Raw genomic sequence first — 15,464 nt, forward strand, 5'->3', positions numbered from 1 at the left:
GACAATAAAACGGTAATGGTTAAGATACCTGCTTTGCGTAGCATAACTGTCATGCTTCGTCCTGTTAAGGCATTTTTTGAAGTCCTTCAAATTTTACCTTCCATTTGCCATCTTTGGGAATTCCGGGTAAAGTGCCTTTTGCCTGATCATAACCTGCACACATCATAGCGATGGCTGTTAATAACCCCCCGTTGCCCGGTAAATAGATCGTTAACCTTCCTTCCTGGTAGTTATGACCATTGGGTAAATAGGTATTGGTCTGGATATCCATGAGCAAAGCCTGTATGGCTTTCTCCGGATCGCCCAGTCTTGTAGCAGTCATGGCAGCCATAGGGAAGTCCCAGCCCCAGGTCTCCTGCCAGCTCCAGTTGGTCCAAATCCAGTTAAAAGTATTTTGCATTAACCCTGTGTTAAGCATAGGTGTTTGAGGCATCATACCCAGGGCACCAAAAACTGAAGGATGATCGGTTTTGTATTCGGGGTTGGTATAAGAATCTGTGCCACTTTCAGTAAATAAGTACTTGTTGTCTTGTATAGGCAGTGGTGACAGTCTTTTTACTACATCATCCCATTTGGCGTTCCGGGGCAATCCCAGGCGCTCGCGCCACTGCTGCGCAATATTTAATGCCCAATGCCAGTATACCAACTCATAGGTAGGGTTGAAGGTTTCCTCCGCTTTAAAACGTTCCTGTGCAGGTATCAGTCCTTTGCCCAGCACATATTTTTGTTTAACAGAATCAAAGCGGGCAAATGAGGCCATAAAATCGGCAGTGCCAAATACCAGGTCTTTGTATTTATTCAATATTGATTTATCTTTTTGAGCCCGGTATAAAAGTTCTGTAAAATAAATAAAATGAGGTTGCTGCCAGATCAGGAAGGAACCAATAGAGGAGGGCACTTCCCGTCCTTTATTATCCGTCATCTTTTGCCAGCGAATACCTTCATAACCCTGCCTTTTCGCAATGCCTTTTGCAATATCCTGCACCTTAAAATACCAGTCTACGCTTTTTTGCATCAGCGCCGGACGACCCCATAAAGCAAAATGTACCCCATGCCACCAATGCATCTCCAGGTGAGGCTTGCCATACCAGCTGTTATAGGTAAGACCGGTTTCCTGTGGCGGGTAATCATCTGCACATTGAATTCGGGTAAGGTATTGAGATAGAATGATACGTCGTTCTAATTCAAATGCCCTTTTGTCAATACTGCCCGAAAAATCAATGGCACCGCCGCTTTTCCAGAACTGCTGCCAGCCCTGTATACTGCTTTGCTGTGTTGCGGAGAAAGAGGGTAGAGTGGACTGTGTCTGGGGACTAAATAAACAACTGTACTCAAAGCTACTGCTTCCGCTTGGCGTAATGGTGAAGTAATGTGCTTGCTTTTCTTTAAAGTTCGCCTTGCCCGTCCACTGAGATTGTACGTAATAGGCAGTTGTATCTAACACATGTTTTATCAATGCTGTATTAGCCGTACTATGGGTCACGGAAGACTGATGCTTTTCGCTGTTCTCCCAATGATTACCTCTGTCGCCCCAGTCGCCGCTGGGGTAGGGCAGTCTCACTCTTATCGCAATACGTCCTTTTTGTAGCAAAGGAGAATTTACTTTTACAGCAATAGCATCTTTGCTGTGGTGTCCATAAGTAACAACCTGAACGGGAACTCCTTCTATTGAGAAGGAACTGGTAATGCTTCCGTTCCACATATTTAGTGACTGCTGTATATTTTTAATGTCAGCTAAAGAAGCTAAAGAGCCATCTTTCTTTGTAATATCGAACCCTATATTAGCTAAGTGAAGCCTGTGCTCGTTAATGCGGAAATAGTCAGCCGTTTTTTTGCTGATCTCCGGTCCCTGGTTGTTTTGTACTGCGTAAGTTACATCACGCCCGTTAAGATGGTAAGTTTTTAAAGCATCTTCCTGTTTGTACTGATGGATATTAGGAAAAGCATGCCATCCCCAGGCACTTTGCGTGCCCAACGGTACACCGTTGGCATATTCATCAGGAAAAGACTGCAGGCCGGTTACATCCACTGTAAAGGCAAATGAGCCATTGCCTACTGAAAGAGAGGCGAGGGTGTCGGCCTTATTAAGGCGAACCGTATGACGTTCTACCAGCTGTTGACGATTAATACTATTTGTCTTCTGGGCCTGTACCGTGATACAGGATAATATAACTGCTAAAAGAAGGGTACTACGAAGCTTCATGATAATCTTTTGTTTAGAACGAACTATAGGTTCACTTCTATGGTTTTGAAAAGTAACCTGTTTTCTTAAAGCAGTTAGTTGTGGTTGTTAGTATTTTATAACTAATATACTTTAACTGAGATCTATTGCCATTTGAAAGGCAGGTACCAGTTTTCTTTATTCATGAGCCGCGCTCTTACCGTTGCTGCTGAAGGGTCGTTTTGCTTTCTCAATTTTTCATAAACCTTATCAGCAAGGAATGCCGGATCATTTCTGCGTAAAGCAATTCTTAATAAATCAGACCAGCGACGTCCTTCAAATGCCAATTCCAGACCCGCTTCATCAATAATCATATTCTCAATAGCAATGGTGCTATCTGTTGTAATAGGAACTGTGTACAGGTTGGCACGTCCTCTCAAACCATTATTTAAATACCAATCTGCTGCTATTTGTGGATTATCACTTTTACGTGCATCGAATAAATAAGGTCCTCCCTCATCGGTGATCCGGTTACCTAGGGTGGGTTGAATGCCTTGGTTCACCAAAGCATTGGCAATGGCACGATGCCCGTCTCTATTGGCAGCTTCTGCAAAAGCCAGGTGTAAAGCCGCAGCCCGGTATAGGAACCATTTTTCTGTATTAGCGTTATATCCATATTTGGCTACCTGCGGTTCGTTGCCAACCATGGTATAGCTGAACTTTGGACCACGTGCATCATAAGGGAAATTGTTTTTTTGAACCTGTGTATTCCAGTTGTCTACCGCTTGTTGTGATGGTTTGAGCAGGAAGTTGGTAGTGAATAGTTTTGTAAAAGGATTGATAGGCTGGAAAAGCGTATTGTAAGGCAGGTACCACAGCCATTCGTATCCAAAGAGGCGATCTTCTGCGCGGGCAAATATAGAACGCCAGCCCTGGCTGTTACTGTTGATCAGCGAATACTCATCCATTTCGTTATACCGCAAATAACCTACCGCTAAATCGTTATTATCTCCTTTTGACGCACCTGTTATACGGTAAGTAAAGAAATCGCCGGTGCCGCCGGATTCCATTACCTGTTTCAGCAGGGTAGCTGCCTTATTATAATCGCCGCTCTTTCCTCTCCACAGGTACAATTCACCCAACATTACTTTTTTATTAATGAAGAACCTGGCGGTACTATACCCGTCAACGGTCGTTACCAGGTCGGTTCCTGCTGCATAGGGGTCCATGTAAGCTAAAGACTCCTGTACTGTAATTAATGAATCCAACAATACATTAAAAGGAACAGGTGTAGCAGCCTCAGACTGCATTAAGGTTTCCAGCGAGCTGGCTGAAGGGATATGATTGGATATATATGGGACATTACCAAAATGAATACCCAGTTGCAGGTATACCCAGGCTCTCAAGGAAGCAACATCAGCATAGCGCATATTATATTGGGTCTGGTTCAGGGTTTTGCTGTTCAGCATTTGCCTGAAGTTGTATAGCAGGTCGTTACAATTCAATATGACATCGTAATAGGGTTTAGGGTTGGCATAAGGATTCCCTGCTTTAACATCGTGCTTGTTCAACTGGATCAGATTCTCGTTGGCATTGGCAGTGGTAGTCAGTAAATCGGCCCTCAGCTCATTTAATACTACATAACTTTCTGCCAAGGTCAGGAAACGCCCATATAAGCCAATGATAGCTGCATCTGCATCATATATATTACGATACATGTTCTTTTCTTCCAGCACACCCGGCGCGTCCACATCTATCAACTTTTTACAGGAGACCAGCATGGCCATGCAAAGAGCAAAAGCAGTTAATATTTGTATAGAGCTATATCTGTTCATCATTGTTTTTTTATCTTTTCAACTATTATAATATCCTTTACAAGCCAAATCTTACACCCAATTGTACATATTTGTATTGAGGCTCCAAAAACGTATCTGCACCTTGTCCGTAGATACCGGATGCAGCGCTGAACTCCGGATCATAACCCAGGTATTTACTAAAGGTGATCAGGTTATTACCGGTAGCATAAATATGTATGTATTTTAAAGCAGTAGGCTTAACGGGCACTTTGTAAGAAAGAGAAACCGTTTTAAGTCTAAGATAGGAGGCATCTTCTATCCACCTGTCAGAGAACCTGCTATTGCCCATCGGGTCACCCCAGGTGGCTTTAGGAATGTCGGTTAGCTGGCCATCCGTTCTCCAGCGGCGCATCACAGCTTCCGTTTGGTTGGCATAGCCGCTCTGCGATTCCAGTTGCCTGCGTGCATAGTTATATGCATCACCACCTACACTAAAGGTAGCCAGTGCATCAAGTGTCCAATTGCCGTAAGTAAGTCTGGTATTAACTCCACCAAAGAAATCAGGATTAGGGTTGCCAATTACCTGCATATCTTTTTCATCAATGATCTTGTCTCCATTATCGCTGAAGATCATATCACCACCACGGAAAGGAGTCGATGATCCGTCGGCATTCCTGGTACTTAAGCCACTGGCTGCTGCCGCAGCATCTGAGACAAACACGCCATTGGTTTTATAACCGTAAAATACATTGGGCGCATTACCTACACCGGTGATGGTATTACCGCCCGCATAGCCCGTAATAAAACTGCCTGCAGGCAATTCCGTTACACTGGTTTTATATGCTGCAATATTGAAGCCCAGTTGCCATTTCAATTTATTTTGATTGATCAATAAGCCCGTGATGGCAGTTTCCCAGCCATTGGTTTTCATGGCGCCGCTGTTCTTTACAATATATTCCTGGCCGGTGATAGCAGGCCCGGGTTCGTACACGATCATATTGCTGGTCTTATTGCTATATACGTCAGCCGTTATTTGCAAACGTTCATTAAATAATGCCAGGTCAAGTCCCATGTTTAATTTAGATACCTGTTCCCACTGTAATCTTTCGTCTGCAATACCTCCACGTACCAGGCCGGCTACGCCTAACAGGTTTTGCGATACATAATAGCTACGGGCGGTGTAGTTGCCGATATCATCATTACCGGTGATGCCGTATGATACCCTCAGCTTGGCAAGGTTGATAGCCGGCGCAGCTGCCATAAAGTTTTCTGAAGAAATAAGCCAGGCTGCACCAAGGGATGGAAATACCCCGAACCTGCGCCCGCCGATTTCAATTCCTGCATTTTCAATTTTATGACCAAAGCGGGACGATGCATCTAAGGCATTGGCAACAGTAATAAAATATTTGTCCGCCATATTGTAATCGGCATTAACATACATATTCAACCAGGTAGCCGATCCGAGGTTACCGCCTATTTGACGCAGCGTATTTAATCCGTAACCGACGCCGGTAAGCTGGTCTGTAGCAGAGTTAAAACCTAAACCATAGTCCTGTTCACCATTTGTTTTATTGTAGCGCACACCGGCTTTAACATTAAGTTGGTTCCGTTTATTAAAAGCCTTGTAATAACTGATCCTGGTATCATTGAAGGTGTTGAAGGCTTTGATTACCTGGGCTCCTGACCGGTTGCGGGCCAATGTTCCGTTAAACAAAGTATCCGGAGCAATGCCTCTTTCGGGAATAAAAAAGTTCTCCCGGTTTTTCTGACTGGTAATGGCAATGGTAGTTCCCAATGTGAGGCTGTTGGATAGCTGGTAGTTGAAGGTGACGCCACCGACAAACCTGTAGCTTGTATTGTTGCTGGTCATATTCTGGATGATTGCCGCCGTGTTACTAAAACCGAGCGTGTCCCGTCCGGCTAGTAGCGGAGACTCCAAACCATTATCAGCAATTACGTGAGTAGGTAAAAACGGTGCTTTAACCAAAGACGTGTAAATAGGATTGGTTGTAGGATTAATCCCCTGGTTCTTTAGATCTGCACTGCTTCTGAAATACCCGATATTGGCGGATGCTGTTAGCCCCTTGCTCAGGTTCAGATCCGCATTAAATCTCATATTATACCGGTTCAGGCCTGTTTCTTCTAAAGGCGATTTACTGTTTAAATAGCCGATAGATAGTCCGTATTTGGCGATATTGTCACCACCGGTAATTTTTAAATAAGCATTTTGCGTATATCGCTGACTAAAGACCTGGTTCTGCCAATCGGTATTGGAATGGTACCTGTAATACTCGGGATTATTAATGTCATCGTTCATGTAGGGAAGTTGCTGGATTTCTGAAGCGGACAAACCTTTGGATTGCAACATCTCTGAAAGATAGCTTCTGTAACTGCCTGCACCCATTACCGGGATGGCAGAAGGAGCGAAAGAAACACCCCCGTAAACTGCTGCATCAATCTTAGTAGCTTCTTCGCGGGCTCTTGCGGTTGTAATGATGATGACGCCATTGGCGGCCTTGGCGCCGTATAAAGAAGAACCATCTTTCAGCACTGTGATGTCATCGATGTCTTTAAGATCGATAAAAGAGAGTGGATTGTTATAGTATCCCGACACCAGTGAATTACCATAACTGCCGTTGTCGTAATATACCCCATCAACAATGATCATCGGCTGGTTCGAGGCGAACAGAGAACTATAACCTCTTAGAAAAAGGTCTGCTCCAATACCGGGTGTTCCCGATCTGCGAATAGACTGTAAACCTGCTACGCGCCCCTGCAGATAAGCATCTGGTGTTTCAGGTATGTTGGCCCATGCACCATCCGTTTTCACCGTAGTTGCTGCATTGGCTAGTTTACTGCGTAGCATGGTTGCGGAGGGAAGCGTGATGTCTTCGTAAAAAGACTGAAAACCGCTTTTCTGCAATTGTATAACAATGTTCTTATTGCCTTTTAATGCGATTTCTTTCGCCTGGTAGCCATCTGCTGTTATTAGTAAAGTGATATCATTCCAGGGAGCGTCAATCGAGAACCTCCCTGAGGTATCGCTTATAGCTGCTGCAAATTCTTTATAAGTAATGTTGGCACCCACTACAGGTTTCCCGGTAGCTGCATCGCTGATTGTTCCTGAAACAGGATTAGCCATTTTAGCAACAACGGCCGGAGCACGTGGGGGTGTTGCCTCCTGCGCATCGACCGTGGAACATAACACCGGGAAACACATTGCCGGCAGGATTTTCACTATATTAAATAATCTTCGCATAGTTTGTTATAAGTGATAATAGTCGTAAATATTAACCAATCAGTTCTCTTTAAAACACGGGTTCAAATCTCAAGTAATTAACTGTAAGATTAAACGGCCGGCCGGTTGCTGTTGCAGGGGCTACTACCCTGATATACCTTGTAGCTGGATTTAGTGTGTAAGCTATTCCGGCTGGACTGCTTGTTGGGTAGGATAGTAACCAGTTGTATTCGTCATTGGTAAAATCGCCCAGGTAAAATTCTGTGTAAGTATTGGGTGTTACGTTGACAGAATTTTCGAACTTTTGTGCCAGCGTATCTGCCTGCCTGTTGAATATTCTAACGGTATGACTTAGTGTTGAGTCCGTGCCGTAAGTGCCATCGGCCTGCGGTGAAATTACTTTGTCATTTAATGACATCAGGTATACCTTGTATTTAGTGGTATATAGCTGATTGGTGTAGTAAGATACGTACCTGTTAGCACCACTGCTACCCATGTTCAGGTAAATGTCTTTAAAACTTTTTCCTGTTAGCGGGTTCATCCTGTCCCTGTAAAAAATAGTAGCCGAATTCGGAACCGAAAAGACATACGGGTTTTCTCCCTCCACATAAACTACCGGTATCTTTTCCTGTAGAGTAATGCCGGGGGCATTCATTACGTAGGCTATACCATTGCTTAACTTCTTTACTGAAACGATGGAAGAGCGATTCATAGTGATCTTGACACCAAATTTCGATTCGAGAACCGCTGGTAGATTTGCTTCGGTATATAACCCCCTCACTGCAAAATCTTTCACTGCCGCCCATGAAGTATTACTGTTAGCTGTGTCTGCATTGGCACCGTTAAAGTACGGACGAAGTCTTGTTTTTTCAGCATTAAAGGCATCATTCGTAAGTAGTATATAAGTGAAGAGGCTGTCTTCGTTAGCTACATCCAAAACTTTTGTTTTAAAAGTATTGATATTGACAATGCCCGTGCCGGGTTTGTACACCGGTTCGCCGGTAGCCGGATTAATACTGTCTAATTCCGCCAGGCTGGGGTCCTGGCCAAGATAATTTAGCGAGGATATATAATTGTTTTGAAGAAAGCTGCTCTTGCTGTCTAATATATATTCCCATATACTCTGCAACGGAACAATAGCTTTATCTATTTTGTGCAGTACACCGTTGCTCACATAAATATCTCCTTCAGTAATATTAGCCTCATCAAATTTCCTGGCTATAAAAAATATCTTTTTACCATTTACCATAGGAACCCTCAATGAATCCACGGCATCACGCGTAAAATAGGCATTGGTGGATATATGATTTTGCAGGAAAGCTTTTAGCTGCGCAGGATTGGATGTTACAGAGCCGGGCAGGGTTGCCAGCGCATCATTACCGGGTGCAAAAACAGTTATGTTTTTAGAGGCATTGAGCAAGCTGTCCAGTCCGGTTTGCTGCACATAATTGGCAAAGCTGCTTAACTGGGGATCTTTTTTAATATGTTCCATCAATGTTTCAGATAGCTGCTGTTCGGGAAGCGCAATATGATCTTCCCATTTTTTACAGGCCTCCATCGTTACAAGAAAAGTGATACCAGCTATCAGAAACGATAATTTTTTCATCTAAATTTTTTTGATATTTCGCTTAAGTACTTCTGCCTGAAGCAAAAGATTTATTAAAGCGGTTCCGGTTTATTGAAACCGCCAGACTGATCTAAAAATGTTAATCCTTAGTAAACAATTTTACCATCCGGATCGAAGCGCGGACTGGTTTGGCTGGGCCAGTCAATAGGAATAAAATGCACCATATCAAAATTACAGTCGGCATTCTGCCCGGATAATAATTCGAATTTGATTTTATGACGGCCTGTAGAGGTAACGTCAACAATACCCAACATACGACCTACGGTAGAGCCGGAAGGAGAAGTGCCTGCCCACCATTTCCAGCCAAGCGCTGCCAGGTTGGCTTCGTCTTTAGGTTGTACGGAAGATATTTTTTTGTGAAACTCGATCAATGCGCTGGTAAGTGGTGCTCCGTTAAAGGAAGCCTGAACAGCACTCACTGTGCTGTTTTGAGTGAAATAGCAGAGCCAGACTTTGTATTTTCCTTTTACTAATAAAGGAGTAGTGAATTCTATCCAGTTGTTACCCGAACAGGTACCAGTATTCTCGGTATTACTTGAAGAGCGGCCCATACCCATTTGCCAGTAGTCTTTCAAATAGCCGCCCGAGGCTACACGATATTTCAGACAGCTTTTTTCCCATTTCAAATCTTTAAAGGTATTGCCATCGCCAAAATCAAATAGATAGGTCTTTTTACCATAGATGGCGCTCAGTCTTGTTAGCTCAGGCTGTGTGGAGCAAAGATCCCAGTAAACGGCAAACGGTTTTCTTTCCTTAATAGCAATGCCTCCCATAGCATGATGTAGCACACCATTGATAGCGCTTCTGTCGCTGGTAGCTATATTCAGTTCCACCCCTGGCTCATGTACGAGTCCGTTAATAGTGGTATAGCTGTCATCGTTGATCAGCACTTTATTATTAATGAACTTATTGGTCAATACTTCAAGAGGGGCCAATGTTTCATGTGATGTAGCGGTTACAATATCTGCCAGGAACTTAATATCCGGTAGAATATGATACGCCATATAAAGGTATAGTCCATCCGTTGGGGCGGCCGGATTACCAGATTTGGAGTACTTTGTTTTAAGTGCTGCAAAATCAACAATACCGGAATCAAGATAGGTTCGGTTTTTTTCGGCAATTACAGTGTACCATAAAGTATCGCCATTTGCTACAGCCTGCGTATTCAGTTTGTTAAAGAGACCCGTAGCTTTTAAAGCCTCGGTAAATATGGAATACTCGGGATCCTGTTCCAGTAACTTCGCTAAAGTTAGTTCCGTAGGCTCTAATACCTTGTCTATGACATGTATAATGCCATTGCCTAATTCAATGTTTTGCTGCAATACTTTACCCTGGCGGTTTACAATATAGGACGAAACGCCATTGACATTGGATACACCGGTGATTAAGTACTGACCATAGTCGGTGATAGAGGGTAGTTTGCCATCATTGAAATTATAAGTGAACACTTTTTCACCAAGCAGGTGAAATTTTAAAATGTCCTGTAATTGCTCTTTGGTAAAAGATTCAAGGGATGCTATGTTTTTTTTGCGCATATAGGCATCTATGGCTTCATTGGTAGGGGCAAAAAAAGTATAGGTCCCGTACGTGTTAAATGCCGTAGTATAGCCTGCTTTGTCGATAAGGGTTACCAGTTTTGAAAAACGTGCCAGCGAATCGTTCTGCAGGTATTGCAGAATATTGGGATCGGTGGAGGTGGCTTCCTGCAACTGCGTTTTCTGACAGCTGTTTAAAAACAGGCTTGAAGCTGTTGCAAGCATTACAATAAGTAAATAGGCAAACTTTTTCATCCTCGTTAATTTTATTGTTTATAAAATGGATTTTGAACTAACTGCTTATTGGTTTGCAGTTCATAAAAGTATATAGGGAAATAGTGACTGTTGTAATCAAGCATTTTAGCCTGCGCAGTTCTAACCGAACTGGCTGGCACAATACCTGCAACCATTTCCTGTAAATAGGCAATATTCGAATAGTTATTTTTCTTTACATAGCGTAATACATCGTACCAGCGTTTGCCCTCAAAGGCAAATTCCCTGGCACGTTCCTCCAAAATATACAGGGACAATTCTTCTTTATTAGTGATGTCGGGATTATTATTGGTTGCTTCGGGTGCAAGGGCCCTGTTGCGTACCTGGGTTACCAGCTCAAGTGCCTCGGAACCACGGCCGTCTATTTGTGCCAGGGCTTCTGCCTTCATCAGCAATACATCCGCGTAGCGATAGAAAAACCAATGAGTGTACGAATCGGCTTGCGCAATCATGTCTTCGTTATTAGTACCAATATACTTCCAGATAGCATTGTCCTCGGCTCTTACGGAAGCTCCGTTGGACCGTATGTCAGGCGCGCCTGTGAACAGATTCAGTTCCGTTGTAAATATCTGATCCATGACCCTGTTGGCTGCTATATACCTGCGGGTAGCTGCAAGAGCGTGCATGTTAAAGAAAGGGTTCAGTTTCTGCTGATTAAACTGTATTTCAAATATACTTTCGTTGGAGTTGCCGGTTCTGTATAAAGTGTTATACCAGGCAGCACTTGAGGCTATCAGGCCAAACCGCCGTGAACCAATAACTTTATCGCAAGCAGCAATAGCAGCAGGGTAGTTCTCCATCCATAATGCTACGTCGGCCTGAATGGTATTGATCGTGTTCCGGGTAATGCGGCCTTTGTCCCGGACATCCCCATAAGTAGTTACCGCATTAGGTTCTGCCTCAGCCAGATCCTTTACGATCTGGGCCAGTACTTCCTGTTGCGTACTTTTGGCCAATTGAACAATGTCTTCATCGCTTGCTGTGGATTTTAGTTTCAGAGGCACATCACCAAAACTTCTTACCAGGTAGAAATACATCAGTGCTCTTAGGGCCTTGACTTCAGCCAGGTATCCGTTCAGCGCTTCCTGTGTAAACGTTTGGTCTTTCTGTAACACTGAAGGAGCATAGTCCAGCACCGTGTTGCAATAGTTGATAATATTGTAGATAGGTCTCCAATCGACCAGGGTGTTATTTTGCTGCGTGCTGATATTAAATATCTCATTTTCTTCGGCACGGGTACCCAGGGATGGTGTAACCATATCGGCTCTGATCTCTCCCCAGATAAAAAAGGTTTCGGCAGGGCCTCTTGTAGTTGCACTGGATCCTCCATCCATTAAGGACGCATAGCAGCCAATTACGGCAGCATGCACCTGCTCTTTGGTTTGCCAGTAATTTTCCCTGATAATGCCGTCCGGCGGGATTAAATCAAATTTTTTGGCGCAGGATGATACCCCTGCAACAAAGCAGGTACTTAAAATAAACAGGTATATTGAAGTTTTCATCATTTCGCTTTTTCGTAGTGTTTGTACATTAAAATGAAGCTGTTAATCCAAGAGTAAACATTTTCACCGGAGGCGTCATGGAATTATCTGTAGCCACCCTGAAAGGATCAGAACCTCTCATAGATACTTCAGGGTCTTGACCGGTATACTTCGTCAGCGTCATCAGGTTTTCACCTGTTACATAAGCGCTCAGGTTTTTCAACCCCATTTTGGTCAAAAGCGTTTTGTCAAAATTGTAACGAAGCGTTATCGTTCTGAATCTTAGAAATGAACCGTTCTCTACATACCGGGAAGAGCCCAGCCAGTTATATCCAGCCTGGTATAGCGCACGCGGAATATCTGTAACATCGCCTTCTTTCCGCCACCTTCTTTGTACTGCCGTGCTTTGATTGTCGTAACCAAACATATTGGTAGTTGCCATTTCTGTTCCGTTGATAATTTCGTAACCTGTACGGAAATTAAAGAAGGTAGATAAGCGCAGTTTATTTTTATAACCCAGGTTGATACCAAAGCCACCAAATACTTTCGGATTGCTGTTGCCCAGGTAAACAATGTCCCGATAGTCGATTGTACCATCTTTATTTACATCTTCATACATAGCGTCGCCCGGCTGGAATATATAATCTACGATGGGGTAGTTAAAGCGCATATATACCTGCTCGCCGTTCGGACGTACTATAACGTTGCCGGCTGCGTCGCGGGCCAGGGTAGCATCTCTATCCTTGTACACTCCCAGGTACTTATAGCCATAAAATGAACCAAAGGGATTGTTGATCTGCATATAGGTGATGTATTGCCCGTTAGCGGCACTGTTCCCTTTTTCCAACGGATAATATTCAGATATTTCACGGATCATATTCTGGGCAGAGGAAATATTAAAATTGACATCTACCTGCCATGTTTTGCTGGTATAAGGCTTCGTATTAATGTTCAGCTCCCAACCCTGGTTGTCCATCGTGCCTACGTTCATGTTTACTGCATTGTATCCATTAATAGAAGATATCTGGAGATCTTTGAAGAAGAGGTCAATAGTCCGGTTACGATATACTTCTACATCGAGATTTATCCTGTTTTTGAACATGGCCAGGCTAAGTCCCAGGTTAGTACCTACCACTGTTTCCCATTTCAATTGGGTCAGGCCCATACGGCTGGGATAGATACCCGATTCGCCCATAAAGTCCCAGTCAAAATTGTCATACAAATTGTAGAAAGTATAGTCATCTTTAGGTGCGTTGCCGCTTCGGCCATAACTGAATCTGAAACTCAGGTCATCAATTTGCTTTACATTTTCCAGGAATTTCTCTCCTGATACTCTCCACCTGGCAGACAAGGTAGGGAAGAGGCCGTAGCGTTCAGATCTTGCCAGCTTCGAAGTGACATCACCACGCAAACCTGCATTGATGATATAACGATCCATGAAGGCGTATACACCATTTACTAAAACGTTGGCATTGGCTGTTTTATTGGTACGGGCAGATAAATTGGAGAGAGCCCCGTTAACCCGTGATGGGATAGATGGATCCTGCAACTCAGATGATGGCGTGTTCGATGTACGCGCCTGGTAAGATACGCTGCTTCCGTCATAAGTCATCATGTTAACCAATCCGGTAAAATTATGGTTCTTATTTTCAAATCTTGGCGTCCATACCAGTGAAGATTTGGTCTGCACATTGAAATTGTCATTGTCCCCATCGTAAGCGAGGTTAACGTTAGTATTGGTCCAGGGCAGGCCGGTAGCGGTTTGTGGCAGGAAGCTTTTGCTTTTGGTGCTGCTCATATCAAACTGAACATCCACGGTTGCAACAAGGGTACGGGGAATGATGGAGTAACGCATGAAAAATTTAGGGATAATGCGCTCCTGCAAAACTTTGTTGATGGCAGCATTGGCCATAGCTACTGGGTTAACAGTTCCGCTGACTTTGCTATTACTAAGTCCGTTATACTGGCCCTGTATGTTTGAGAAAGGAGAAAAGTAGTTAGGTGTAAGGTTGCCGTACTCATCATACTCGTAAATACTCATATTCGGCATTTTTCTATAAGCTACATCTCTCAGGTTGTCAGCATAATTTCTGTTGTTATCCGTAGTAGCGTAAGAAACGTCCGTTCTGATATTAATCCTGTCCGATACATCGTAGTCAAGATTAATGCGGGCCGTTAATCTTTTCAGGTAAGTGCCAACGGTTACACCGTCCTGGTTTAAATAGCCTACCGAAGTGAAGTATTTAGCTTTGGATCCACCACCCGTCATCGACAGGTTGTGGTCCATAACATAACCGGTTCGGGTTATTTCGTCAACCCAGTTGCTGTTTTTACTGTAGTTGTAGTAGTAATAAGGATCATTAGGATCAAATTTAAATTCGTTTACCGTTTGCGTATTAAGCGGTATACCATTACGGTTCATAAAGGCTTCCGGAATAAGCGAAGTATATTGAGATCCGCTCAGCATAGGAATGGCTTGAGGCCTGGGAGATACGGTTCCTTTAAAAGTATAGGTAAGTGAAGGCTTCCCTCTAACACCTCGTTTCGTGTTAATAACCAATACACCACTTGCCGCTTTTGAACCCCATATAGCAGTGGCTGCCGCATCTTTTAAAATCGTAATGTCTTTAATATCTGTAGGTGCAATGTTCAACAGGTTAGCATATCCCTGGTCATCGGCAGTACCAAAGTTAAAATCGGTAGGTATCTCTGTTTCAAAAGGCATACCGTCTACTACAATCAATGGGGTAGTGGATGAATTGATAGAGGATGTACCCCTGATGCGTATTTGCATACCGGCGCCAGGATCACCCGAATTGGCTGCTATATCAACCCCCGCCATCCGGCCCTGTAGTGCCTGGTCAATAGAAGTTGCCTGCATTTCCTCAAGATCTTTGGCATTAATTTTCGATGTAGCCAATGTATTATAGCGCTCAGGAATCGGTAACATACCATTGTCGGTTCTGGCAGTGGATACCACGATTACTTCTTCCATATCATTGCTGGATTGTTCCAGGGTAATATTGAAAATCCGCCGGGTATTAATAGCCATATCTTCCCTGCTTTTATAACCAATGGCGGAGAAGGTGAGGCGGTGTTTTACATCGCTTACTTTAATGGCGAAGTTGCCGTCTATGTCGGTTGTAGTACCTCTTACGGTACGTTGTTCATTATCCGTTTCCGATACGGATACGCCCGAAACCGGAGCACCTTGCTTGTCGATTACTTTACCCGTGATCACAATAGCATCCTGGGCGAAAGTTTTTCCACTAACAACCACTAACAACAGCGTAGCGCAAAGCACAAAAATATTTTTCATATCAAATCTTCTCATGGCAATCTTGTATCTGGTT

7 protein-coding genes are annotated in these 15,464 nt (G+C 43.6%); all 7 read right to left on the minus strand.

The annotated features are described in order from the left end of the window. Nucleotides 1-64: 64 nt before the first annotated feature. Complete coding sequence (locus tag ACLOAU_RS20775) at nucleotides 65-2,203, minus strand: hypothetical protein (RefSeq protein ID WP_427863821.1); 2,139 nt, start codon at nucleotides 2,201-2,203, stop codon at nucleotides 65-67. Between the two features lie 122 nt (nucleotides 2,204-2,325). Further along, the gene (locus ACLOAU_RS20780; RefSeq protein ID WP_427863822.1) at nucleotides 2,326-3,999 is read right to left on the minus strand and encodes a RagB/SusD family nutrient uptake outer membrane protein; all 1,674 of its coding nucleotides are present in this window, start codon (nucleotides 3,997-3,999) and stop codon (nucleotides 2,326-2,328) included. 34 nt (nucleotides 4,000-4,033) lie between these two features. Then, nucleotides 4,034-7,216, minus strand: a complete 3,183-nt coding sequence (locus ACLOAU_RS20785; protein ID WP_427863823.1) for a SusC/RagA family TonB-linked outer membrane protein — start codon at nucleotides 7,214-7,216, stop codon at nucleotides 4,034-4,036. A 49-nt stretch (nucleotides 7,217-7,265) separates the two neighbouring features. Further along, a complete protein-coding gene (locus tag ACLOAU_RS20790) occupies nucleotides 7,266-8,801 on the minus strand; it encodes a fasciclin domain-containing protein (protein WP_427863824.1) in 1,536 nt (511 codons plus the stop codon). 107 nt (nucleotides 8,802-8,908) lie between these two features. Beyond that, nucleotides 8,909-10,612: a fasciclin domain-containing protein gene (locus ACLOAU_RS20795; RefSeq protein ID WP_427863825.1), complete on the minus strand. Its 1,704-nt coding sequence runs from the start codon at nucleotides 10,610-10,612 to the stop codon at nucleotides 8,909-8,911. A gap of 11 nt (nucleotides 10,613-10,623) precedes the next feature. Continuing rightward, nucleotides 10,624-12,132 carry a RagB/SusD family nutrient uptake outer membrane protein gene (locus tag ACLOAU_RS20800; protein WP_427863826.1) on the minus strand — a complete coding sequence of 503 codons (1,509 nt, stop codon included), beginning with the start codon at nucleotides 12,130-12,132 and terminating at the stop codon, nucleotides 10,624-10,626. A 28-nt stretch (nucleotides 12,133-12,160) separates the two neighbouring features. Next, nucleotides 12,161-15,445: a SusC/RagA family TonB-linked outer membrane protein gene (locus ACLOAU_RS20805; RefSeq protein ID WP_427863827.1), complete on the minus strand. Its 3,285-nt coding sequence runs from the start codon at nucleotides 15,443-15,445 to the stop codon at nucleotides 12,161-12,163. Nucleotides 15,446-15,464: the final 19 nt, after the last annotated feature.

This window comes from Paraniabella aurantiaca (genome assembly GCF_050309965.1).
Taxonomy (GTDB): Bacteria; Bacteroidota; Bacteroidia; order Chitinophagales; family Chitinophagaceae; genus Niabella.

Coding starts and splice junctions, on each gene's coding strand:
- ACLOAU_RS20790 (WP_427863824.1), bottom strand. CDS start 8,801: ATGAAAAAATTATCGTTTCTGATAGCTGGTATCACTTTTCTTGTAACG.
- ACLOAU_RS20805 (WP_427863827.1), bottom strand. CDS start 15,445: ATGAGAAGATTTGATATGAAAAATATTTTTGTGCTTTGCGCTACGCTG.
- ACLOAU_RS20780 (WP_427863822.1), bottom strand. CDS start 3,999: ATGATGAACAGATATAGCTCTATACAAATATTAACTGCTTTTGCTCTT.
- ACLOAU_RS20785 (WP_427863823.1), bottom strand. CDS start 7,216: ATGCGAAGATTATTTAATATAGTGAAAATCCTGCCGGCAATGTGTTTC.
- ACLOAU_RS20795 (WP_427863825.1), bottom strand. CDS start 10,612: ATGAAAAAGTTTGCCTATTTACTTATTGTAATGCTTGCAACAGCTTCA.
- ACLOAU_RS20775 (WP_427863821.1), bottom strand. CDS start 2,203: ATGAAGCTTCGTAGTACCCTTCTTTTAGCAGTTATATTATCCTGTATC.
- ACLOAU_RS20800 (WP_427863826.1), bottom strand. CDS start 12,132: ATGAAAACTTCAATATACCTGTTTATTTTAAGTACCTGCTTTGTTGCA.